At 59.3% G+C, this 23,444-nt stretch carries 23 protein-coding genes; 9 read left to right on the plus strand and 14 right to left on the minus strand.

Going from position 1 to position 23,444, the window contains the following annotated elements; all coding sequences use genetic code 11:
- Window positions 1–13: 13 nt before the first annotated feature.
- Together ABIE13_RS03970 and ABIE13_RS03975 are read right to left on the minus strand one after the other, a co-directional pair.
- Window positions 14–1,693 carry an acyl-CoA dehydrogenase family protein gene (locus tag ABIE13_RS03970; protein ID WP_354441359.1) on the minus strand — a complete coding sequence of 560 codons (1,680 nt, stop codon included), beginning with the start codon at window positions 1,691–1,693 and terminating at the stop codon, window positions 14–16.
- Window positions 1,690–2,928, minus strand: a complete 1,239-nt coding sequence (locus tag ABIE13_RS03975; protein ID WP_354441361.1) for a CoA transferase — start codon at window positions 2,926–2,928, stop codon at window positions 1,690–1,692. The genes ABIE13_RS03970 and ABIE13_RS03975 overlap by 4 nt, the downstream gene beginning before the upstream one ends.
- A 103-nt stretch (window positions 2,929–3,031) precedes the next feature.
- Here ABIE13_RS03975 and ABIE13_RS03980 point away from each other — a divergent pair, with 103 nt between their 5' ends.
- From ABIE13_RS03980 to ABIE13_RS03990, 3 genes are all read left to right on the plus strand, one after another.
- Window positions 3,032–4,234 carry a LysR family transcriptional regulator gene (locus ABIE13_RS03980; RefSeq protein WP_354441363.1) on the plus strand — a complete coding sequence of 401 codons (1,203 nt, stop codon included), beginning with the start codon at window positions 3,032–3,034 and terminating at the stop codon, window positions 4,232–4,234.
- 99 nt (window positions 4,235–4,333) lie between these two features.
- Window positions 4,334–5,347, plus strand: a complete 1,014-nt coding sequence (locus ABIE13_RS03985; RefSeq protein WP_354441365.1) for a Bug family tripartite tricarboxylate transporter substrate binding protein — start codon at window positions 4,334–4,336, stop codon at window positions 5,345–5,347.
- Entirely contained in the window at window positions 5,340–6,089 is a 750-nt protein-coding gene (locus ABIE13_RS03990; protein WP_354441367.1) for an alpha/beta fold hydrolase, read from the plus strand. The genes ABIE13_RS03985 and ABIE13_RS03990 overlap by 8 nt, the downstream gene beginning before the upstream one ends.
- 44 nt (window positions 6,090–6,133) lie before the next feature.
- Here the strand turns inward: ABIE13_RS03990 and ABIE13_RS03995 are convergent, their stop codons facing one another.
- The 6 genes from ABIE13_RS03995 to ABIE13_RS04020 form a co-directional block, all read right to left on the minus strand.
- Window positions 6,134–7,009 (minus strand): DUF1684 domain-containing protein, encoded by an 876-nt coding sequence (locus ABIE13_RS03995; RefSeq protein WP_354441368.1) that lies wholly within the window; start codon window positions 7,007–7,009, stop codon window positions 6,134–6,136.
- A gap of 12 nt (window positions 7,010–7,021) precedes the next feature.
- Window positions 7,022–8,365: an acyl-CoA thioester hydrolase/BAAT C-terminal domain-containing protein gene (locus ABIE13_RS04000; RefSeq protein WP_354441369.1), complete on the minus strand. Its 1,344-nt coding sequence runs from the start codon at window positions 8,363–8,365 to the stop codon at window positions 7,022–7,024.
- A 75-nt stretch (window positions 8,366–8,440) separates the two neighbouring features.
- Window positions 8,441–9,433 carry an Ldh family oxidoreductase gene (locus ABIE13_RS04005; protein ID WP_354441371.1) on the minus strand — a complete coding sequence of 331 codons (993 nt, stop codon included), beginning with the start codon at window positions 9,431–9,433 and terminating at the stop codon, window positions 8,441–8,443.
- A 96-nt stretch (window positions 9,434–9,529) separates the two neighbouring features.
- The gene (locus ABIE13_RS04010; protein ID WP_354441373.1) at window positions 9,530–10,360 is read right to left on the minus strand and encodes an ABC transporter permease; all 831 of its coding nucleotides are present in this window, start codon (window positions 10,358–10,360) and stop codon (window positions 9,530–9,532) included.
- A complete protein-coding gene (locus tag ABIE13_RS04015) occupies window positions 10,357–11,145 on the minus strand; it encodes an ABC transporter ATP-binding protein (RefSeq protein WP_354441375.1) in 789 nt (262 codons plus the stop codon). Before ABIE13_RS04015 ends, ABIE13_RS04010 begins: the two co-directional genes overlap by 4 nt.
- Complete coding sequence (locus ABIE13_RS04020) at window positions 11,132–12,184, minus strand: ABC transporter substrate-binding protein (protein WP_354441377.1); 1,053 nt, start codon at window positions 12,182–12,184, stop codon at window positions 11,132–11,134. The genes ABIE13_RS04015 and ABIE13_RS04020 overlap by 14 nt, the downstream gene beginning before the upstream one ends.
- 144 nt (window positions 12,185–12,328) lie before the next feature.
- Between ABIE13_RS04020 and argA the strand changes: the two genes are divergently transcribed.
- Window positions 12,329–13,675, plus strand: a complete 1,347-nt coding sequence (gene argA / locus ABIE13_RS04025) for an amino-acid N-acetyltransferase (protein ID WP_354441379.1) — start codon at window positions 12,329–12,331, stop codon at window positions 13,673–13,675.
- 78 nt (window positions 13,676–13,753) lie between these two features.
- Here the strand turns inward: argA and ABIE13_RS04030 are convergent, their stop codons facing one another.
- Both ABIE13_RS04030 and ABIE13_RS04035 read right to left on the minus strand, forming a co-directional pair.
- On the minus strand, window positions 13,754–14,281 hold the full coding sequence (locus ABIE13_RS04030) for a disulfide bond formation protein B (protein WP_354441381.1): 528 nt from the start codon (window positions 14,279–14,281) through the stop codon (window positions 13,754–13,756).
- A 442-nt stretch (window positions 14,282–14,723) separates the two neighbouring features.
- The gene (locus ABIE13_RS04035; protein ID WP_354441382.1) at window positions 14,724–15,266 is read right to left on the minus strand and encodes an NADPH-dependent FMN reductase; all 543 of its coding nucleotides are present in this window, start codon (window positions 15,264–15,266) and stop codon (window positions 14,724–14,726) included.
- Between the two features lie 134 nt (window positions 15,267–15,400).
- Between ABIE13_RS04035 and ABIE13_RS04040 the strand changes: the two genes are divergently transcribed.
- The 5 genes from ABIE13_RS04040 (at window position 15,401) to ABIE13_RS04060 (ending at window position 20,426) form a co-directional block, all read left to right on the plus strand.
- A complete protein-coding gene (locus ABIE13_RS04040; protein ID WP_354441384.1) occupies window positions 15,401–16,228 on the plus strand; it encodes an IclR family transcriptional regulator in 828 nt (275 codons plus the stop codon).
- 324 nt (window positions 16,229–16,552) lie between these two features.
- Window positions 16,553–17,515 carry an MBL fold metallo-hydrolase gene (locus ABIE13_RS04045; RefSeq protein WP_354441385.1) on the plus strand — a complete coding sequence of 321 codons (963 nt, stop codon included), beginning with the start codon at window positions 16,553–16,555 and terminating at the stop codon, window positions 17,513–17,515.
- A 406-nt stretch (window positions 17,516–17,921) separates the two neighbouring features.
- Complete coding sequence (locus ABIE13_RS04050) at window positions 17,922–19,589, plus strand: FAD-dependent oxidoreductase (RefSeq protein ID WP_354441387.1); 1,668 nt, start codon at window positions 17,922–17,924, stop codon at window positions 19,587–19,589.
- Between the two features lie 22 nt (window positions 19,590–19,611).
- Window positions 19,612–19,836 (plus strand): DUF2783 domain-containing protein, encoded by a 225-nt coding sequence (locus ABIE13_RS04055; protein ID WP_354441388.1) that lies wholly within the window; start codon window positions 19,612–19,614, stop codon window positions 19,834–19,836.
- Between the two features lie 41 nt (window positions 19,837–19,877).
- On the plus strand, window positions 19,878–20,426 hold the full coding sequence (locus tag ABIE13_RS04060; RefSeq protein WP_354441389.1) for a VOC family protein: 549 nt from the start codon (window positions 19,878–19,880) through the stop codon (window positions 20,424–20,426).
- A 6-nt stretch (window positions 20,427–20,432) separates the two neighbouring features.
- Here the strand turns inward: ABIE13_RS04060 and ABIE13_RS04065 are convergent, their stop codons facing one another.
- The 4 genes from ABIE13_RS04065 to ABIE13_RS04080 form a co-directional block, all read right to left on the minus strand.
- Complete coding sequence (locus ABIE13_RS04065; protein ID WP_354441390.1) at window positions 20,433–20,726, minus strand: hypothetical protein; 294 nt, start codon at window positions 20,724–20,726, stop codon at window positions 20,433–20,435.
- A 2-nt stretch (window positions 20,727–20,728) separates the two neighbouring features.
- The gene (locus ABIE13_RS04070) at window positions 20,729–22,051 is read right to left on the minus strand and encodes an ammonium transporter (RefSeq protein WP_436278372.1); all 1,323 of its coding nucleotides are present in this window, start codon (window positions 22,049–22,051) and stop codon (window positions 20,729–20,731) included.
- A 278-nt stretch (window positions 22,052–22,329) separates the two neighbouring features.
- Window positions 22,330–22,710 carry a RidA family protein gene (locus ABIE13_RS04075; protein ID WP_354441392.1) on the minus strand — a complete coding sequence of 127 codons (381 nt, stop codon included), beginning with the start codon at window positions 22,708–22,710 and terminating at the stop codon, window positions 22,330–22,332.
- A 30-nt stretch (window positions 22,711–22,740) separates the two neighbouring features.
- Window positions 22,741–23,442, minus strand: coding sequence for an aspartate/glutamate racemase family protein (locus ABIE13_RS04080; protein WP_354441394.1), 702 nt, complete (start codon window positions 23,440–23,442; stop codon window positions 22,741–22,743).
- Window positions 23,443–23,444 lie beyond the last annotated feature (2 nt).

The raw sequence follows: 23,444 nt of genomic DNA on the forward strand, positions 1-23,444 counted from the left end.
AGTTGCGTTGCGTTCAGGCGCGCGCCAGGAGCCCCCGGCCAATAACCTGCGCCTGGATTTCCGCAGCGCCTTCAAAGATATTCAGAATGCGTGCATCGCACAGCACCCGGCTGATCTCGAACTCCAGAGCGTAGCCATTACCCCCGTGGATTTGAAGGCTTGCATCGGCGTTGCACCACGCAACGCGCGCTGCCAACAACTTGGCCATGCCGGCTTCGACATCGCACCGATAACCCTTGTCTTTCTCGCTGGCTGCGAAATACGTGAGTTCGCGCGCGAGCACGGTTTCAGCCAGCATCATGGCCAGCTTGTCCGCCACTCTGGGAAAACCCACAATGGCTATCCCGAACTGCCTGCGGTCCTGGGCGTAACGCAGTCCCAACTGGTAAGCCTTCCATGCCACACCTACCGCGCGCGCAGCCGTTTGCACCCTCGCCCCTTCAAAGGTTTGCATCAGCTGTTTGAATCCCTGGCCTTGGACACCTCCCAGAAGTCCGTCCGCAGAAATGGCGAAATCAGCGAAAGCGATCTCATATTCCTTCATACCGCGGTAGCCAAGAACCGGGATCTCACCTCCGCTCATTCCCTGCGCCGGGAAATCGTCTTGCGCAGTACCTCTTGGCTTGGCCGCCAGAAACATGCTCAGGCCCGCATAAGCTTTGGCATCTGGATCACTGCGAGCAAGCACGGTCATAAGGTCGCTGCGCGATGCGTGCGTGATCCAAGTCTTGTTGCCCTCCAGGCGCCACGAGCCGTCTTCTGCCTGCCAAGCCCTGGTACGCAGGGCACCCAGATCAGAACCCGTGTCTGGCTCAGTGAACACCGCCGTCGGAAGCACTGCACCGGAGGCAATCAGAGGTAGCCAGTGCGACTTTTGTTCAGGCGTTCCGGCGAGTGCAATCAACTCCCCCGCGATCTCCGAGCGAGTGCCTAGCGATCCGGCGGCAATCCACGCCCGGCTAAGTTCTTCGGTGACCACACACATGGCCAGTTTGCCCAGCCCCAAGCCGCCGTACTCTTGCGCAATGCAAACGCCGAACACACCCAGGTCCGCCATGGCTTGCACAATCTCATCTGGAATAAGTTCGTCCGCCAGATGCCACCGCTGAGCATGTGGCTCGACGCGTTGGGCGGCAAAGCGCCTGAACTGATCTCGCACCATGTTGAGATCGGCATCACTCAGATCTTCAGACACCTCTTCGCCCGCCAGCAGAGCAGTCATGAGCGCTGCGCGCGTCTCCGGCGTGTTCCCGTGCCGCATCCACCAGGTCACTGAAGCATTGGAACGAAACGCGAGCGCTGCCTGCTCCAGAGCTAGTTCATGAGGGCGAAAAATCTCGTGTGCCCCCATGGGTATGCCGCCGCAAAGTTGCTCCAGGTATTCACCGACACCCACCCTGAGCACAAGCTGGTTGATACTGGAAAGTCCCCGGGCTGCTGCGAGGCGATGGGCCCAATCTGCCGCACTCGCAACTGCTGCTACCGTGGTCGCTATCCACGCCAGCCCATGCAAGGCTCGCTGATGCTGATGAGCGAGGTGGGCGTCAAAAGCGCCATCCGCATAGACCACAGCGCGCGTAGCCTCCAGCGCCTGCTCACCATAGGCCTGTGCAGCTGTCGCCACTTCCATAAGGTGTTCGTTCAAGGCAGCATCCTCTGCGGCGCCTGAAGAAATGCGAATGGATCTTCTCATGGCGTCTGCCCGGCTACGCAATGGCTGTCATGCAGTCGCCCGATCTGTGCCGATGACAAACCAAGAACCTCGGCCAGTACCTGGTCCGTGTGTTCTCCTTGGCGCGGCGCCCGTACAGGTGCACTGCGGGTGCTTTTAGTGAGAGTGGCCGCAGCTCCGGGCGTGGGGTACGTCGCACCCTTGGCATCGACCACCGGAGAGAAGATAGGATTTTGCGCAACCAGCCTCGGCTCGTCGGTCAAAGCCTCGGCCAGCGTGCGGTAATGACCCCAGCACACGCCGTGAGCGTCAAAAGCGCTTGCGAGATCTGCTGCGTCTCGTGAGCCAATGGCCGCTTCCACCAAGGGCGTCAGCACATCGCGGTATTCAAAACGCAAACCTTCATCACTCGCAAAGCTCACGCCGCGCGCGCGCTCTATTCTGCCCACGGCCTCAAGCAGTCCCAGGGCTTCCAGCAGGCCGGCCCATTGGCGCGAAGTAATGGCCACCACCATGAGGCGCTGCGCATCGGCGGTGACAAAATCTCTGCCGAAAGCTCCGAAGAGCGCATTTCCCATGCGGGGTCTGTCACCTTGAGTGAGCACTTCAGCGATCTGCCCGATGTGCCCCAACGAAGCAATGGCTACGTCCGAGAGCGGCACCCGGATTTCCTGGCCTTGCCCGGTGGCCTGCCGGTGGCGTTCAGCCGCCAAGAGTGCGAACGCAGCATAGGCTCCCGTCAGCAGGTCCCAGGCTGGCAACACATGGTTGACAGGCTCTGCCTGCCCGGCATCTGACTCCGGCCGGGTTGGGCCCGTCATGTACGGCACACCAATCGCCGCGTTCACTGTGTAATCCACTGCGGGGGAGCCATCTGCCCAGCCCATCACGCGGGCGGTGATCAGGTCTTCTCGCTGTTTGGCCAGGCGTTCATGTGAAAGAAAGCCATTGGCAGGAAAGTTGGTCACGAAAAGCCCGGCCCCGTCTCCTGGCGCGCAGACGAGCTGAGTAATGAGTTCACGGCCTTCGGGGCTGGAAAAGTTGATTGAGACCGACTGCTTGCCTTTGTTGAGTCCGTCCCAGTACAGGCTGTTGCCGTCTGGCCCTCGCGGCCAGCGGCGTGCATCAGGCCCACCGCCTAGGGGGTCTATGCGAATGACTTGCGCGCCCATCTGGTGCAAGTGCAAGGCGCAAGAGGGTGCAGCGATGAAGGATGCGCATTCGACGACGCGCAAGCCGTTGAGAATGGAGTACATGGGCGCAGTATGCCGTTGCCGCTCAGACAGTGCTGAAATGGGAGGAACCAAGTCTCCTCTACGATAGCCGAGAACATGGAGATGGAAACCGAGCGAGCGAGGAATGACCAAGTTGGAAACACCGAGTGCGTTATCTCTGAAAGGCATCCGTGCCGCCATGGCAGTGTCCATTCACGGCGGCACCGCCGCGGCAGCACGCGCACTGCACTTATCACAGCCTGCCGCCGCCAGGGCGGTTGGCCAACTGGAGAGGCAACTGGGTGTTCTCCTGTTCGACCGAAGCCACCGTGGCATGCACCCGACCAGCGCGGGCGAACTACTTCTTAAACGAGCGCGGGAAACCCTGGCCCACCTGGCCCGTGCAGACGCAGGGCCATGGCGCGTGCCCCTTCAGGGCGGCAGGTTGGCGGGCCATGCGACCTCAGCGCAGTTGGAAACGGTGCTTCTGCTTTCAAAAGCCGGCAGCCAAAGGCAAGCAGCGACCCGCATCGGGGTGTCACAGGCGTCGGTGCAGCAAACTCTGGCCCAAGTAGAACATCTGACCGGTGAACCCCTGTTTGACCGCTTGGCGAGTGGTTTGAGGCCGACGAGCCGCGGCGCATGGGTGGCCCGCCAAGCCGAGCTGGCTCTGGTGGAAATGCGGGCCATGACGGAAGATGCCGCTGCCATGCTCGGGCATATGCGTGGGCATCTGACCATCGGCACCCTTCCCTATTCCACAGGCTCTATCGTTCCTGCTGCCATCCAGAACGTGACCTCCCAATGGGCAGGCTTGAACGTGTCTGTGGTCGATGGTACTTACGAGTCCTTGATCAGCAAGCTGCACCAGGGCGAGATAGACATTGTGGTGGGCGCACTCAGGCCCGAAGCACCGCGCGAGCTGGTTCAGACGCCGCTGTTCCAGGACCCCCTGGCCATCGTGGTGCGGGCCGGCCACCCTCTTCTGAAGAAACGCCGTCTCAAGCTCTCCCATTTGAACACTGTGCAATGGGTATTGCCTATGCCGGGATCGCCTGCAGGCCAGGCGCTAACGCATATTTTTTCGGCAGAATCACTGGCGCCGCCAGAAGGCGTGTACATCAATAGCCCAACCCTCGTGTGCGCCATGCTCCAGCAAAGCGACCGCCTGGCCTTGATGCCCCCCAGCCAATGGCAAAGAGAACTGCAGGCAGGTCTGCTGGCCACCCTGGAAGTACCGGCCCAGTTTTTTCCACGCTCCATTGGTTTCACGGTTCGCACCAATTTCGCCCCTACGCCTGCGCTGCGCGCCTTTCAGAAAGCTTTGCAGGCGGCCAGCCTCGGGTGATAAGTAAAACGCATTGCTACCCTCTGCAATGCATCGAAAGCTTGCACCCGCTGGGTCACGATACGTATGCCGGCCATTGCCGGTGCCCAAGGAGACAAAATGACCCCTAGCAAGAAGATTCTGGCCCTGGCCGGCGAAGCAACCAGCCGCCGCCGTTTCGTGGCCAGCGCTGTCGCCTGCGCACTGCCTGCATTGGCATGGCCGGCCCATGCGCAGGATGGGCCCAAAGGGCCTGTACGTGTGGTCGTTCCCCATCCTGCTGGCGGACCGGCGGACCAGATTGCACGAATCGTGGCCAATGGTCTGGCACAACCCCTGGGCGCCACCATGCTGGTGGACAACCGTCCTGGCGGCGGCGGTATGTTGGGCGCCCAGGCGGTTGCCCAGGCCAAGCCGGATGGCGAGACCTTGCTGGTCAATGCGTCTGTTCACGTGACCTACCCCGCTCTTTTCAAGCAGGTGGCGTTCGATGTGATCAAGGACTTCACGCCTATCACCCAGCTCACCCGCGTTCCCATGCTGCTGGTGATCAACCCCCAGTTGCCCGTCAACGATGTCAAGGGACTGATTGCCTATGCCAAGGCCAACCCTGGGAAGCTGTCATTCGGATCGTCCGGCAACGCAGGCGCTGCCCACCTGGCTGGCGAATTGTTCAAGCAATTGACTGGCGCAGACATGGTGCACGTGCCTTACCGCGGGGCAGCCCCGGCGCTGACGGACCTCATTGGCGGACAGATCCAGGTTATGTTCGACCCGGCATCGTCTTCCATGCAGCACGTGCGCTCAGGCAAGCTGCGCGCGTTGGCCGTGACGTCGCAGACCCGCATGGCTTTGGTGCCTGATCTGCCGACGATGATTGAAGCCGGCTTGCCTGGCTATGTCTTGACCAACTGGTACGGCCTCTGGGCGCCCAAAGGCACGCCCGCTGCGACGGTGCAGCGGATCTACAACGCCGCTTCTCAGGCGCTGAAAACCCCGGAAGTCCAGGCTCAAATCCGCCCGACAGGTGCGGAAGTGGTAGCCAGCAGCCCGGAAGAGTTCTCTCGCTTCGTGGTCGCTGAAAAAGACATGTGGGCACAGATCGTGGTCAAGTCTGGAGCCAAGCTTGACTGACATTAGGCGCGGCCAGTTGCATTCAGACGAGAAACCGCTGCTGCTGCTGATTCCCGGATTGCTATGCGACAAGGCCATTTGGGAGGAGCAGATCAGGGTTCTTTCGCCACTGGTCGATTGCGTGGTGGCCGATCACGGGGCGGCAGACTCCATTGAAACCATGGCACAACAAGCCCTGCGGCTTGTCCCGCCAGAGCGCCGGTTCTCCGTGGCAGGCCATAGCATGGGCGGGCGGTGTGCATTGGAAATTGCACGCATGGTGCCCGAGAGGCTGGACCGGTTGGCTTTGCTTGACACAGGGTTCCAGGCGCGCGAAGAAGGGGCCACAGGTGAGGCGGAAGCCGAAAAGCGCATGAAATTGCTGAACTTGGCGCGCAGCGAAGGCATGCGCTCCATGGGCCGCGAATGGGCGCGCGGCATGGTGCACCCTTCGCGCTGGAGTGAGCCCGTTTTTGAAGACATCCTGCGCATGATCGAGCGGTTTACGCCAGACCAGTTTGAAGCGCAGATTCGAGCCCTGCTGCACAGGCCCGATGCCACGCTGCTATTACCCAGCATTGTTGCGCCCACGCTTCTCGTCTGCGGCCGCCAAGACGTCTGGAGCCCTCTGGCGCGGCATCAGCAAATGCAGGAGCTTATGCCGGGGGCCCATCTGGAGATCATCGAGACGTGTGGCCATATGAGCACGATGGAACAACCAGGTGATGTGGCTCGTGCAATGACGGACTGGTTGATTTTTTAGAGATCCACCGCCGCTTTACTCCTGGGACAGGCTTTGAGTTGCCCTTACCCGGCTTGGTAGGTCGTGGTCCGAACCACACCCTGGACAGGACGCTTCTCACCCGCCAATACCTCGAAGTCAAGGTGGTTTTCATCGGGTGCGATCGGGCATGTCACGAAATTCGTGAACGCACATGGCAGGGCCACTGCGTAATTGAAATCAATCCAATCAATGCGCGTGTTGGATTTGTCCGCGAACTGAAGCTCAATCACACGGCCCGCTCCATAGGTGACAGGACCGTTGGTCAAATCGCGCACGTGGGCTACCGGTTGCACTCCTGTTGGGGTGTCCTTGCCAATGAGTTCGAGCTTGTACGTCTTTCCCTTGTGCTCGAAAGTGAACGTGCCAATGCGTGGCGTGGTCTCGCGAACACCCGTCTCGACAGTGTCCGCTTCGTACTCGACGCGCTCAGTAGGCGTGAAGTAGCCTGCAATGCGCCAATCCAGGTTGTAGTCGAACGCCGTCACCCCGGCGTCTTCCACGCGTGTCGTGATACGCGGGTCGCGCACACGGACGCCGAACAGACTGCTGCCGTCGGTCTTGGTGCGCACGATAGTCTCCACTTCGCACACACCAAAATAGACGGGCAAACTCTTTCCGTGGCCGTACGTTTGATTGCGGCCGGGAATGATTTCCACAGGAGCGGCGGGATACTCGCCATTCACGGACAAACTTGCTCCTGTGCTGGGCGGGGTGAAGATCACCTTGCCTGCTTCGACGGACCAGGTACCAGGAAGCAGCTCGAAAGTCTCTCCGCGAGCGTCTGCTTCCAGCCAATATTGAGCCACCAATGACGTCCAGCCGTAGGGTCTGAACATGGTGGCCACGTGGGCATAGCGCCATTCGCGCCATTGGCCTTCAAGGTGTTCTTTGGTGGGCATGTGGATGCTCCTTTACTTGGTTGATCGTTCGATGAATGCACAGATTTCTTCAAATGAATGCTCACTGGCCCTTGCAACGCCCAGCGGTGTGCCTCCGTTTGAATACGCCACGCGCGAGACCGGGTGAAGCACCTGGATATGGGTGCTGGGTAGAAACGGAACTGCAATGCCGTGCCCCGCACTCTCGTAGTCCAGATGAAGTCTTTCAGAGGCATGGCCATGACGCTGCAGAGTGGTCATGACCACGCGCGAAGCCATGCTGGAAGGCCAGGCTCGATCGTCCATGCCAGAGACACAGGCCACAGGGCCTTTGAAGTTCTCTATAGGAATACGCGTTTTTTCAGCCAGCGGACGGTCGTGCAGGCCATCAATATAGACGTCCGCATGGCGGGAAGGAGGCGCCTCCCCTCCTTCCCATGGTTGCCATGTCACCCCGGCGTTCTGATGCCAGAAATGGGGCAAGGGCTCGCCCTGCCAGGTCCAGGTGGGCCCATTCCAGCCTTCCGCCGGATCTGCAGCGCCCTGCGCGCCAAAGACAAACGAACCAGGCACAAAGGCCGCAACTGCGGCAATCTTGTCGGGGAAGCGACTAGCCAGCAGCAGTGTGAGTTCACCGCCGCGAGACTGTCCGCTGACCACGGGCTTACCGCCGCGTGGAGAGAGCTCAGCCGCTACATAGTCCAGCGCGCGCTCAAAATACTCCAATGGTGTGCGAGAGATGTGGTTAGGCAGTCCTGGAGCCCGAAAGTAGCCGAGCGCGAACGCCTGAATGCCGCGCGCAGCATACTGCGCCGCACGCGTTTCGTTGATACCGCCGCCAGAGCCGTTCATCACGATGACGGTGGGAAAAGGGCCCTGCCCCGTTGGTCGAAACAAGGTGCCTACCAGCCCATGGGCGCGCACCTCAATGCGTTCGGTATCTGGCGCCAACAGCCATTGCACCACTTCTATTTTTTGCTCTTGCGCACCTGCGGTGGTCGCAGGCGCGTCCAGGTATCCGGAGCCAACTTCGGCATGCGCCAGCAGTTCCGTGACGATGGGCACATGCACGTCTGTCGGCTCTGACTTGCCAGTGGCGCCGCTGGCAAGGCATTGAGACCAGAACAGGCCCATGGAATCTGAACACCGGTAGTCGCCGGAGACGGGTACCTGCGCACCGACGTCAATGCACCCTTCGGAATCTGCAAGAAAGCTGGCTTGCGCCGTCCATTCCTCACCATTGCGGAGGGTGCGCGCACGCAGCGTCACCACAGAGCCTGGCACGGCTGCGCTGATCTCGATGTGGCGACGCTGCCAAAGCGGGCCGACCCGGGGAGTGACGGTAATCTGGAGTGGAATGGGGGAAGACGTGTTCATGATCTGTGCAGGGTGGCGCGAACTTGGGTCCAAAATTGAGTGACAGTCGGTTGCGCTCCAGGCGAGACGGGCTAATCAGTCCGTACCTTGTGCGCGCACCTCGAGCGCCGCCAACGCTTCGCTGTGAACCGATATCCTGGAAGGCAATTGCTCTCGCTTCAAGGGCAGCGAATCGAACCGGGCGGGCACATGCCCGCCGGCACCCTGCCAATCCTGCGTGAGCTGCGCGCATAGCTCGGCGGCATCGCGGTTACCCATGGCTTCAGGTGAATAAGCGATCACCAGCGCGGACCGCTCTGGCGCTGGCAATCCTGCAGCAAGACGGCCACCTACCCCGACCCCCGTGATGAGCTCTACCCCCAGGCCTGTGAGTGAACTGATACGCCCCTCGGGCAACAGCGCCGCCGCCCGCGTGGGATCGCTGGTGCGTTGGCCGTCAGCGTCTACTGCGCCGCTGGCAGGCAGTGTTCCACCCGTTGCGCGGGCTTGCCGAAGGGCTGCCAGTGTCATGGGCGACGTTGAAAAATCCAGTACCAACGGCGCCGCATGGGCGCGCGGTGCGGCCACCGCCAGCGGGTTGGTTCCAATGGCTGGAGCAGTTCCCCCCAGGGGGGCGACAAATGCAGATGAGTTGGCAGAGATGATGGCCACTGCGCCTTCACTTGCCAGACTGCGGGCTGCGCAGCCCAGCACGCCCAGCGCCCCCACATTCCGAATACCCAGGATGGCGCAACCTTGCGCCTTGACGGTGTGCGCAGCCAGGCGCACAGCCAACGCCAGCGACACGTGTCCCGGAATGCGCTGTGCATCAATAGAAAGCAAGGCCGCACCAGCTTCACCCCCCGGCGCCAGGGAATCCAGGGCGTCCAGACGCTCCAGGTCTCTGAGAAGCATCTGGATGCCAAATGCAGGGAGCTTCAAAAGCTCAGCCTGAACGAACCAGAAAGCCGCCAGTTGCACATCGGCCTTGGCAGGGTTTCTGGCTTCCAGCGGTTCCTGAAGTGACGCAAAAGGGCCAAGTACCCGCTCGATCAATTCAACCAGGTCTTGTGTGCTGATTTCCGTCAATGCCAATGCTCCACTATCACTTTAGGGCCGATCCTGAGCCCGCTGGGGACATTTCATCATTCAACTGCGCGCTGTTTGACTGGGCCATTCAAAGAATCAATATTTGATCCATGGTACGAACTTGCGTTCGAGGTATCCCACAAACACTGTCGCGGCATAACCAAGGACGGAGATCGTCACAATGCCCACATACATCTTGGACACTGCGAAGGTAGACCACGCGCTCCAGATCAGGTAGCCCAGGCCACTTTGCGATCCGACAAATTCCGCTGCAGCAATGATCACAAACGCGGCGCCTGCTGCGAGCTTCAGGCCGGTGAAGATGGAGGGCAGCGCATAGGGCAGTGACACGGTCAGTCGCTGCTGAAGACGCGTTGCGCCATTGGCTCGCGCCACTTCATTGAACAGCGGCGGCGTCTGCATCACGCCGCTCATGGTGTTGAACAGCAAATAGAAGAAAACGCCAATCGCAATGATGAGGTACTTGCTTGTCTCACCCAACCCGAAGATAAGCAGCAGCAAGGGGAAAATAGCAATCTTGGGAATGGGCAGCAGGCTCGCAAAAATTGGTTCCAGCAGCTGGCGCAGCGGCCGCACAGAACCCAGTAACAAGCCAAAGAGGACGCCGGGAATGGCTCCCATCAGAAACCCCACCGCAATGCGCAGCAGCGTGGCCTTGATGTGCGTGACGAGCGAGCCGTCAGCCATCATCTTGCCCAGGGTCTCCACAATGGAAGTGGGAGCAGGAAAGAAGCGCGTGTCCAGCATACCGGAGCGGCTGCAGACCTCCCAGATCACCAACAGCAAGAGAGGCGTGAACGGCCCGACGCGGCGTACCCAGGAAGAGCCTTGGGAACTCGCGACGGCCTGTGCCAACTGCTGCTCTATCTGTTCCTTGGAAAGCGAAGTGGTTTGCGGCTGATTCATGACGCGCTCTTTCCCTGCGGGTGTTTGCCCAAAAGCTCCCAGAGCCTGGAAGTAATCTCCCCATAGACAGGGTCTCGCCGCAAGGCCAGGATGTCGCGCGGACGGCCAAACGGAATCTTGATTTCTTCAATGATTCGGCCCGGCCTGGTGGACATCACCAGCACCCTGTCGGCCAGGGTCAGTGCCTCGTCCACGCTGTGCGTGATGAACATCACAGCCTTCGACGTCTGCTCCCATATGCGCAGCAACTCCTGTTGAAGCGAAACACGAGTCTGCTCATCCAAAGCGCCAAAGGGTTCATCCATGAGCAACACGCCGCCATCGTCTGCCAATGCCCGGGCCACAGAAACGCGCTGGCGCATGCCCCCGGAAATCTGGCCGGGGTAGTAGGAAGCAAAGTCCTTCAAACCCATCATGCCCAGCAGCTCGTTGACGCGGTCCGTACGTTCGGCCTTCGGCATGCCGCGCAAACGCAGCGGATAGGCAATGTTCTCGGCGGCAGTCAACCAGGGAAACACACCGTGTTCCTGAAAGACTACCGAGGGGCGGCTACTGGTCTCCACTGTTCCCAAGCTCTGCTTTTCGAGCCCCGCCACGATGCGTAGCAGCGTGCTCTTGCCGCATCCGGAAGGCCCCAGCACGCATACGAATTCGCGCTCCGCTATGTCGAGCGAGACGTCCTCCAGAATGACCCGGGTCTTGCCACGCTCCTCGGCGTCGGCGTAGGCCATCCATAGGTTTCTGACGGAAACGCCATGGCTCACGGGTTGCTTACTTTCCACCATGAGAGAGCTTGACCGCTTTTTCCAGGATGTCCGCGCGGAAAACGCTCTTCATGTCCAGAGTGCCTTCGTACTCGAGGACTTTGCGTTCGTGGAAGAAGCGCTCTTGCTTGGCGACGTTGTCCCAGTTGATCTGGCCGTCTTTGCCAGGAACCGTGAGTGCCAGTGACTTCAATGCCTCTACAGGCAGGTCGGTGTACTTGGAGATGATCTTTTGGATCTCGGGGTCTTGCCAGCCACCATTGCTGAGTTCGTTGACTGCTTTCAAATAGGCACCCACGAAGGCCGCCACGGTGTCCGGGTTGTCTTGCGCAAACTTGGTGTTGAAGATGACCATGCCGATCTCCGTGCCAGCCTGGTAGCTCACGTCAAGAATTTCGCGACCAATGTTCTTGCTCTTAACCGCAGAAGAAATCGGCTCTATCGTCCAGCTCGCGTCCACTGAACCATTGGCCATGGCGGGAATGATGTCGCCTGGGCTCAAGTTCACCAGTTGAACATCTGCCAAAGTCAGGCCGACCGACTGGAGCGCGAGGTGAATCGAATAGATGCCAAAACCTCCCTGGCCGGGGGTGCCGATTCTTTTGCCTTTCAACTGCTTGGCGTCCGTTATGCCGGACTTCTCAGACACCATCAACGGCGCGGGGTTGGGACCTGAATCTGGAATGCGCGAAACGCTGTTCACGATGGAGATGGAGGTGCCAGCCTTGGTGGCATTGAACAGGCCGGCGGCCCATGAGGCGCCACCGGCGGTCACGTTGCCGGTGCTGACGTGCTGGAATGTCTCGCCGGAACTGCCCGCCTTGGAGATGAGCTCAACCTTGAGCCCTGCATCACGGAAGTACCCTTTTTCCTGCGCTACGAAGAAGCCTGCATAGTCTGCATAGGGCGAATACATGAACGAAATCGGCGGCGCCTCAGCGACCTTTTCCGACCCAGCCTTGGCACTCTCCTTGTTGTCGGAACTCGGGCTACAGGCGCTGAGCGCAAACGCAGCAAGCAAGGGAGCGATCCACCAAACGGCACGGGATTTAAAAGTCATGGGAACATCCGTTACAAAACGATCCGCGAGAATACTACACTGCGGTATACCAAAAGGGAATAAACATACTGCCCTGAGCTATACCGAAAATCAGGACCCGCAAGCGCCCTGAGGCCCCGGTCACACCTTTCTTTCCTGCGCCTGATGTCAACTGTCTTCAATTTCACCTTTGTTCCGTGGTTTCGCTCCGTTGCGCCTTATATCCACCTGCACAGAGGCAAAACCTTTGTAGTTGGCGTGGTAGGCGAAGCCATCGCCGCAGGCAAGCTTGCCTCCCTTGCCACCGATCTGGCGTTGATCCAGAGCATGGGCGTGAAGATCGTGCTGGTGCATGGTTTCCGCCCCCAAGTGAACGAGCAGCTCCGAGCGAAAGGCCATGAGCCCCGCTACTCGCAAGGCATACGCATCACGGACGAGGTGGCGCTTGACTCCGCCCAGGAAGCAGCCGGCCAGTTGCGCTATGAGATTGAAGCAGCGTTCAGCCAAGGCCTGCCCAACACCCCCATGGCTGGCGCCACCGTGCGAGTGATCTCTGGTAACTTCATCACTGCGCGCCCGATTGGGATCATTGACGGCGTTGATTTCAAGCATTCCGGCGTGGTGCGCAAGATCGATGTGGCGGGTATCACGCGCTCATTGGACGCGGGCGCACTGGTGCTGATTTCCCCATTTGGTTTTTCACCCACAGGGGAAGCCTTCAACTTATCGATGGAAGAAGTGGCGACGTCGGTGGCCATTGCATTGCAGGCGGACAAATTGCTTTTCGTGACGGAGACGGCAGGCGTTCGCATACGCCCGACTGAGCCAGAGAGCGATGACAACCCCATCGACACGGAACTGCCCCTGGCAGACGCGCAAGCGCTGATGGCACGCCTGCCGACCCCGGAGAGGCCTATCGACCCAGGTTATTACCTGCGCCACTGTGTCACTGCCTGCCTGCACGGTGTGGAGCGCAGCCACATCCTGCCCTATTCCGTAGATGGCGCACTGCTGCTGGAAATCTACGTGCACGATGGTATTGGCACGATGGTGGTCGATGAGAAGCTGGAAAGCCTGCGAGAGGCCACCTCGGATGACGTAGCCGGCATCCTTCAGCTGATTGAGCCCTTTGAGAAAGACGGCACGCTGGTCAAACGCAGCCGTACCGAGATCGAACGCGATATAGGCAACTACAGCATCGTGGAACACGATGGCGTCATCTTTGCCTGCGCAGCGCTTTATCCCTACCCGGAAGCCAAGACCGGTGAAATGGCTGCTCTCACGGTGTCACCTCAATCGCAAGGCCAGGGAGACGGCGAGAAGATCCTGCGCCGTGTAGAACACCGTGCACGCGCCATGGGATTGACCAGCATTTTCGTGCTCACTACGCGCACCATGCACTGGTTCATCAAGCGGGGCTTTCAGCCGGTGGATCCCGATTGGCTGCCTGAAGCCCGCAAGCGCAAATACAACTGGGATCGCAAGAGCCAGGTGTTGGTCAAGAAGCTGTAAATTGATCGGGGCGCCCTGCGCGAGGGGGTGTCTGGAGAGTGGGGACCTATCAAAAGGGGGCACCAGGGCCCCCAATCATTACTTGCGCGGAAGACGCAGCAGGGTTACCAGAATCACGATGGCGAAGATTACAAACCATACGAACGACCAGTTCGCAATGGTGCCGCCCAGGAAAGTCCAGTCAATGGCGCTGCAATCGCCACTGCCCTTGAAGATCATGGGAATGGCGCTTTGCAGCGGGAACGATTCAATCATGCCGTAAATGTCTCGCCCGCAGGTGGCGAATTCAGGTGGGTTCCATTGCAACCAGCTCTGGCGAGCGGCTGTGAAAGCGCCCAGGCCCGAGACGATCACAGCCAGGATGCCCCATAGACGCCATGCACCTGGCTTCTTGGAGAATGCGGCGAATGCGCTGAACACACCCACAATGATCAGGGCGTACCGCTGCACGATGCACATAGGGCAAGGGTCCAGCCCTACTACGTTCTGAAGGTAAAGAATGCCGAAGGCCAGCATGGCCGCGCAAATGATCGCAATGGCGGCGAAAACCCGGCGGGGGTGAGCAAAACAGTTTTTGAGCAAGATGATTTCCGAAAAATGGTTCATACGCACCCTGCCTGCTCCATCTACCGACGGATAAGAAGGTGATTGCAAACAACGTGCATGGTCCTGACACAAAAATACATCAAGAGGTTCCATGATTTGGATTATCTCTTGCGCCAGAAGTGCAAAAACCCGCCGAGCGGCGGGTTTCCAGGGGATTGATGGAGATTAGGCGCAATGCTGTTCACTTAAGCACACAAATACCCGTTCGGACTGAGCTTGCCGAAGCCGGGTGCGACGCTTCGACAGGCTCAATGATCAGCATTTTTAGTCCCGAAGAGTTAGGGCAAAAACAATCCGTTCGCGCTGAGCTTGTCGAAGCGTTGCGCAAGGCTTCGACAAGCTCAGCCCGAACGGTGTTGTTTGTTCAAACGACACTTGCCGCTTGACGAAAACCATAGAACCTCAGCGCGAACGGACTGGGTTCAACTGAACAGCATTGCCTTTAGGCGGTCTTTTTCACCCAATCAATAAAGGCGCTGGCAAAGCCTTGCACGAACTCCTTGCTGTTCGCGCCGATTTCGCCGTTTTCCACCAGGCCGTCTTTCCAGTGAATGAACGCTTCATGTCCAGACAGGGTGGGCATGGCCAGGTAGGCCAAGACGTTTCGCAAGTGCTGCTGCGCCAGGGCTGTGCCAATGGCTCCCACGGAGACACCGACCACTGCAGCCGGCTTGCCAGCCCACACGCTTTTACCCCAGGGCCGCGAAGCATGGTCAATGGCATTCTTGAGCACGCCAGGGATTGAGCGGTTGTACTCAGGCGTCACAAACAACACGCCGCTGGCAGCCTTGATCTCCTCACGCAGGCGCGTGACTTCCGGCGCCGGGCTGCCATCATCATCCTGGCTGTAGAGGGGCAGGTCATCGATTCGGATGAAGTTCACCTTGACGTCGCCCGGGAAGAGCTTGACCAACGCCTCGGCAAACTGCTTATTAAATGAATCCTTGCGGATACTGCCCACCACGACCGCGATATTGAGGCTCATGCGTTTCTCCAGAAAAAGATCAAACTGATGTTGAACAATCATGGCAGTTCCCAAACAGCCCTGCCGCTGCAGACCTTTGCTTTCTGCGATAAGAGCGCCCACAAACTGCCTCGGCTCTGATAATGCAAAGATCCATGCCTGACGATACTACCCTTCCCTCATTCCCGCCTGACGACGCCGCCGCTGAATCCAAGCGACAACGCAGAATTCAGTCCATCGAAGTAGGCATGCGCCTGATCGATACGCTGACGGATGCGGCGCAGCCCCTACCCTTGAAGGACATTGCCCGCCTGGCCGAAATGCCTCCGGGCAAGGCTCACCCTTACCTGGTCAGCTTTATGAGCGTGGGTCTGGTCAAGCAGCACCCGCTGACGGGACTGTACGAGTTAGGCCCAGGCGCACTGAAGTTGGGGCTGGCCGCATTGCAACAGCTGGACCCTGTGACCGAGGCCAGCCAGGAAGCCGCTCTGCTGGCAACCAGTTCCGATCTCAGCATTGCGCTGGCAGTTTGGGGCCAGTTGGGGCCTACCGTGGTCCGCTTGGACGAGCCCCGGTACCCCCTTCATGTGAACCTGCGGGTGGGTACCGTGATGTCGCTCTTCAACACCATCACTGGCCGGGTTTTCGCCGCTTACCTGCCTGAAAAAATGGTCCGCACCATGCTGGAAGACGAACACCGCCGCGTGGTGGGAGGACGCTCCGCCGCCTTTGATTCGCCGGAAATACAGCAATTACTCGAGGAAATTCGCGCCACGGGAATGGGACGCGGTCTTTCCATGCCTCAGCCGGGCGTGAACACCCTGTGCGCCCCGGTGTTTGCGGCCGACGGAAAGATCGCCCTGGTCATCACCATGATCGGCCCACAGGGCGTGTTTGACGCCAGCATGGATAGCCCGGCGGGCCGGCAACTGCGCGAACACGCCGATAGAGCCTCTCGCCGCTTAGGCTACTCCGGGCGATAAAATTAAACATTAACGAACTTATTGACCAATAACAAAATTCGAGGGAGAATTCAACCTGGAAACGGCAGTTGGACGCGCCCGAGGAGGTCGTCATCGGGCGCGTTGGCAAGACGTGAGGACGCGACAGGCTCGTGCCTGTAAGGACGAACAACGCCGCCAGCGTGGCCGAGGGCGGCCTGCTCGGGTGCGTAGCGCTCTCACCTCACTGGCCAATGTGATCGAAGCAGCCACACGGAGTGCTCATGCGACTCTCCTTATGATTACAAGCGGTCAACTGCCGTTTCCAGGTTCAGTCCATACCAGCCACCCACGGAAAGACGCCCCATGAGCGAAAAGAAATTTGCATCCCACGCCGATCTGGAAGAAAAGAAGATCAGTTGGGACAAGCTCTCTGACAACGCTTACGCCTACACGGCTGAAGGTGACCCCAATACCGGCATCATCATTGGTGATGACAGCGTGATGATCATTGACGCTACCGCCACCCCCGTAGCGGCGCAGGGCGTGATTGAAAAAGTAAGGGCCATCACAGACAAACCGATCAAGTACGTCGTACTCACGCACTATCACGCTGTGCGCGTACTGGGTGCGAGCGGCTACAAGAACGAAGGCCTGGAGCAGATCATTGCCAGCCAGGACACCTACGACCTCATCGTAGAGCGTGGCCAGCAAGACATGGACTCAGAAATTGGCCGGTTCCCGCGCTTGTTCCAGGCTGTCGAAAGCGTGCCGGGTCTCACATGGCCCACACTCACCTTCAATGGAGAGATGACACTCTGGATGGGCAAGCTGGAAGTCAAGATCAAGCAAGTGGGACGCGGCCACACGAAAGGCGACACCATCGTCTACCTGCCTGGCCAGAACATCTGCTTCTCCGGCGACCTGGTGGAGGCTGACGCCGCCTGCTATACGGGCGACGCCTATCTGGCCGATTGGCCTCAAACACTGGACAACCTGGCGGCCATGAAGTTCGACAAGCTCGTTCCCGGCCGTGGACCCAGCCTGATGACGCCAGAGGCAGTGGAAAGCGGGCTCAAGTACACGCGTGATTTCACCAGTGCGCTGTACACCAGTGCGCAGGAAGCGGTGGCCCAGGGCATGGATCTCAAGGCCACCATGGCGCATACGCGCAAGAAGATGGACCCTGATTTTGGCCATGTCTTCATCTATGAGCATTGCCTGCCGTTTGATGTGACGCGCGCCCATGATGAGGCCAGTGGCATTCGTGATCCGCGTATCTGGACTGCGGAGAGGGATCAGCAGATGTGGCACTCGCTTCAAGAGTAACCCCCTGAGGCGCTGTCGCGCCTTCCCCCAAGGGGGACGCCACTAGCGGCCGGGCAAAGCCCGCTCCGCGGTGGCACTGGGATGGACTGCTCCGCGTCCTTCTGTTTTTGGCTCCCTCTCCCGCAGGCGGGAGAGGGTTGGGCGGGCCGGCCAACCGGTGAGGGTTAGCGCATCTATTGGGAATGAGCTCCTTTAAGCGCAAGTGCTGTCCGAACTCATCCTGCCAATGTAGACCTTAAAAGGGCGATGGTGCTCAGACCCCGACCCTCACCCCTACCCGCTCGCGGGAGAGGGAGTCAAGCAGAGACTTCTGCTCCCGGTGGCAGGAAAGGGAGGCAAGCCAAGTGCTCTTCCCTCGCCAACCGGGGAAGAACTCTTAAGTAGATAGAACACGCTGGAGACAACAGTGCAAAAGACATTCACGTATCCGAAGTTCGAGTTTGTTCGCCCGCCTGAATTGGTTGAGGGGCGAGTTGGGCATTACCCTGTGGTGGTGGTGGGAGCCGGGCCTGTGGGGTTGGCCACTGCCATTGATCTGGCCCAGCAAGGTCAGCAGGTTTTGCTGCTGGATAACGATGACACGGTCTCGCTGGGCTCGCGCGGTGTGTGCTATGCCAAGCACACGCTGGAGGTACTCGACCGCATGGGCTGTGGCGATAAGTTTGTGCGCAAAGGCGTTTCCTGGGATGTGGGGCGGACGTTCCTGCGTGAGAGCGAGGTGTTCAACTTCAACCTGCGGCCGGAAGAGCACCACCACCGTCCGGGCATGATCAATCTCCAGCAGTACTACCTGGAGCAATACCTGGTGGAACGCACAGATGAATTGCCAGGGCTGGAAAAGCGATTCAAGAGCAATGTGATCTCCGCAGTACCGAGCGACGACAAAGTCACTGTGCAGGTAGACACTCCAGAGGGGCCCTACTCCCTGACCACCGATTGGCTGGTGGTGGCAGACGGCGCACGCAGCCCCATCCGCACCATGCTGGGCCTGGACATAGAAGGCAAGGTCTTCATGGACCGCTTCCTGATTGCCGACGTGGTGATGAAGGCCGACTTTCCCGCAGAGCGTTGGTTCTGGTTTGATCCGCCATTTCACCCCAATCAATCCGTGCTGCTGCACAAACAGGCCGACAACGTCTGGCGCATAGATTTCCAGCTGGGTTGGAACGCCGATCCAGTGGAAGAGAAAAAACCAGAGAAGGTCATCCCACGAATCAAGGCGATGCTGGGCGATGAACGCGAGTTCGAACTTGAATGGGTCAGCATCTATACCTTCCAATGCCGGCGCATGAACAGCTTCAATCATGGGCGCGTGCTGTTCGTGGGTGACAGTGCACACCAGGTTTCGCCATTTGGCGCGCGCGGTGCCAACAGCGGTATTCAGGACGCAGACAACCTGGCCTGGAAACTGAAGTTGGTCATGGACGGCAAAGCACCGGCCACCCTGCTCGATTCCTATACGGAAGAGCGTAGTTACGCGGCAGACGAGAACATCATGAACTCGACCCGCTCCACGGATTTCATCACACCCAAGAGCAATACCAGCCGCATGTTCCGCAACGCTGTGCTGGAGCTTGCGGCGCAGCATCCGTTTGCGCGTTCCCTGGTGAACTCAGGGCGTCTGTCTGTGCCGACGTGGTTGGCCGAATCCAGCCTGAACACACCAGACGTGGATGACTTCGCAGGCAACATGATTCCAGGTGCTCCCATGGCGGATGCACCGCTGCAGACTGACAAGGGAGAAGGCTGGCTACTGAGCGAGATGGGTAATCGCTTCCAGGCCCTGCACTACGTGGAAGATGCAAGTCTGCTTGACGCCAACACCGCGCAATCCATGGCGGAGTTGGCCCTGAGCACCGTCGCAGTAGAGCCGATGGTGGTGGCTCGCCAGGGCGTGGCTCCTGCCGGGCTTAAAACCCTGATCGACAGCAAAGGCTGCATAGCCCAGCGCTACGACATGAAACCTGGCACCACCTATCTCAGCCGCCCCGATCAACATGTGGCCGCGCGTTGGCGCGCATTGGACACGTCAAAGCTCAACGCAGCAGTGGCGCGTGCCACCTGCAATGGCTAGAACCGATTCAAGGAGCAGAACCATGCCTCTGAACACCCAGCCCAATTTCTCTGAACCCGGCAAGCGCTACTTCAATGCGTATTCACCAGGCGACGACTTCTATGAAGCGCTGATCGACACGCACCGCGACCTGAGCGACGAACAAAGCGCCATGGTCAATGCGCGATTGGTGTTGCTGCTGGCCAATCACATTGGCGACATTGCGGTCTTGCGCGAAGCCATGCAGATCGCCCGCTCAGGTGTCTAAGCACCCATTCAAATCTTCACGAATATCCAAGGAGACTCCCCATGGCCATGATTGAAAAAATCCACCACGTCGCCTACCGCTGCAAGAATGCGAAGGAGACCGTCGAGTGGTACGGAAAATACCTGGAGATGGATTTCATTCTTGCCATTGCAGAAGATGAAGTGCCTTCCACCAAGGAACCTGACCCCTACATGCACGTCTTCCTGAATGCTGGCAACGGCAACGTGCTGGCCTTCTTTGAGCTGCCCACCCGGCCAGAGATGGGACGCGATGAAAACACGCCGACCTGGACACAACATCTGGCCTTGAAAGTGGATTCCGTGGAGACCATGATGAAGGCCAAAGCCAGGCTGGAAGCAGATGGCATTGAGGTACTTGGTCCGACGGACCACACCATTTTCAAGTCGATCTACTTCTTTGACCCCAGCGGCCATCGGCTGGAGTTAGCGGCGAATACCTCTACCCCCAAAATGGACAAGGCGCTTGATCGCGTGAAGTGGGACATGCTCAATGAATGGGACCGCACCAAAAAAGCACCTGCCCATGCACGCTGGATGCACGACGGCAGCGCCCCGGTAGACCAGCACTAACCCCACTCACCTCAATCGACCGACATAACGGGCGAGAAGACTGCGCTCTTCAGACGCTGCGGCCGCGGCCGCAGGCGCAGGTGCCGGTGGCTTGGGAAACATGGCCTGTTCAAGGCGATCAGCCAACTCGCCCAATTCCGGCAGCCCGTCCTCACGCGCACGCGCTCGTGCGTAGCGCACGATCTCCGCAGCGTATTCGGCGTTCTTGGCCATCCACTCAGTGTCGGTCACACGGCCGGTTTTACGGCGCAGCGTTACATGCATGTGTGCTGCAATCGCCAGACGCTGAGTTTCCTTCATGGCTAAGCTCCCAGTTTTTCCCGGTGCAAGGCGAGGTCCAGGCCCTCGATTTCTTCGTCTTCATTGACGCGCAAGTTGACGATCAAGCTGGTTACCCACAGCAACAAGGCAGTCATGAGGCCGCTGTAAGCCATGACGGCCAGTGCGCTCACGATCTGCGTTGTCATGCTCACGCTCACACCTCCGATGATCGGATCAGCCAGCAGCCCGGTCATGACGCAGCCCACCAGGCCACCCACGCCATGCACCCCAAAGACATCCAGCGAATCGTCTGCACGCAGCAAGCGCTTGAGACCTGTGGCGCCCCAGTAGCATGCGAGTCCTGCCACCAAACCTATCAATAGTGCAGAGGCGGGCGTGACAAAGCCGGAAGCCGGTGTGATCGCTACAAGCCCCGCTACTGCACCAGAACAAGTACCCAATAGCGACGGGCGCCGCCGGCCAATCCATTCCGCCAGCATCCAACCCAAAAGCCCGGCCGAGGCTGCGATATGGGTCACAGCCAACGCAAGGCCGGCACGGCCATCCGCTGCAACAGCGGAGCCTGCGTTGAAGCCAAACCAGCCTACCCACAGCAGTGCGGCACCGGTCATCGTCAGACCCAGGTTGTAGGGCTCGAACGGTTCTTTGCCGTAGCCACGGCGAGGCCCGAGAAACAGAGCGCAGGCCAGGCCCGCCGCGCCCGCATTGATATGCACCACGGCACCGCCCGCAAAATCCAGTGCGCCCAGCTTTGCCAGCCAGCCACCCGGCTCCCACACCCAGTGTGCGATGGGTGCGTAGACCACCAGAGTCCACATGGCCACAAACCAAAGCATGGCGGAAAAGCGCATGCGCTCCACGAAAGCGCCCACGACCAGTGCAGGCGTGATGATGGCAAAAGCCAGCTGAAACATCGAATACACAGACTCTGGGATGTTCGGCGCCAGGTGGCTCACCGACACCATGGCCGCCTCTTTCTGATAGTCCAGCCCGGCAAACCAGAACCTGTCTGTTCCACCTATCCACGCGTTGCCCGGCGTAAAGGCCAGCGAATACCCCATTGCAAACCACAGCACACTCACCAGGGCAGCCACAGCCAATACGCAGGCCATGGTGTTCAGCACATTCTTGCGGCGCACCATGCCCGCATAGAACAGCGCAACGCCTGGCAAGGTCATCAGCAGGACCAGGGCGACGGACACCATGCCCCAGGCAGTATCTGCGGGCTGCAGGGTGGACTGTTGAACCAGCGCCGGTGCAAGTGGAGCCGGCTCGGCCTGCGCAATCAATGGGGCAGCCAGCACCGCCATCCAGGAAAGGTCTCGAAGCCATCTCAAAACCATCTCGCGTCCTCTGGTTACCAAAGATACGAAATGCAATGCATAAGACGTGCCAGAAGATCGAGCTGCAACGAAGGGGCCCTGACCACAGTTGGGAACCTATGTACGCACGTGAGTAGCAGGGCCACCCAAAGTCCGCCCCACCCAGTTTCAGTGCCCGGAAATGCAAAACGCCCCAAACCGGGGCGTGAAAGGCGGCGTCAAATACGCTGGATCGAAGCGACTGCCAAAGCTCTGGGATGCTTTTCACATAGAACAGAGGTTTGGCAGGGATCTCGTACTCAACCCTGGTGGGATTTGCGAGCAATGACTTGCATTTCCACGCAGGCCTCAGGGATGGCAATGCCGGCAATCATCGCAGTGCCCGTGGGTTTGCAGGGCAAATGCTTGCTGAGAGCCTCCAGAACGGCGGGCAGGTGCTCGTGCGCCGAGATGATCAACGTGTAGTTCACGATGTTCTTCAAAGTGCCGCCGCACTTGGACAGATAGTTTTCAATATTGCGCAGCATGAGCTCCGTCTGCGCTCCAGCACCATCTGCAAGCTTGTGAGCGTCGTAATCCATGCCCAATGTGCCGGACACAAAGATCCATTCTTCATCGTACATGGCGCGGGAATATGGCGCGTTCGCAAACGGCATGGGAGTAATCACGGGAATTTGCATGGAGTCTCCTGAATAAAAATCTAGAACTTGTCAAACTGCGAGCATTTCGCGAACGATCGCGCGCGCGTGCAACTCGGTCGAATCAAAGAGGGGGACAGGTGAAGAAAGCCAGGCCTGCAGCTCAGCGAGTTCAGTGCACCCCAGTACGATGCCTTCAGCACCACGAGTGGCCAGGTTGGCGCATATGCGATTGACCACCGCAGCGGATTCAGCGCCAGCGTGACCGCTCGCCAGTTCGCCAAAAATCAGCGAATCCAGTTCGGAGCGCTCATGCTCGTCAGGCAGCACCAGTTCAAACGCTTGCTGCTCGCTGAATGCCCGCATGAAGAAATCTGCCTTTAACGCATGGCTGGTACCTAATATGCCCAAGCGCTTGGCCTGAGGCATTTGGGCGCGAATGGACCGCGAGGTTTCCGAGGCAATATGCACCAGGGGCACACCCGCCGCCTTCTGTACCGCATCCGCGGCAAAGTGGCCTGTGTTGGCCAAAATGGCTACCAACTCCGCTCCGGCGGCCTGCAACTGCCTGGCAGCCGCCTGCATGCGTGCGCTGGCGTCCTGCGGTCGCCCCTCGTTCATGTCTTGCAGAACTTCTGCAAAATCCAGGCTCACGATCACGCAACGCGCCGAATGCGGAACGCCTAGCGCCGCTTGAACCTGTTCGTTCAGCAGGCGGTAGTAGACCAGCGTGGAAGGCCACGCGACTCCGCCAATAAGGCCAACTGTTTTCATGC

Source organism: Ottowia thiooxydans, assembly GCF_040548795.1.
Classification (GTDB): domain Bacteria; phylum Pseudomonadota; class Gammaproteobacteria; order Burkholderiales; family Burkholderiaceae_C; genus Ottowia; species Ottowia thiooxydans_A.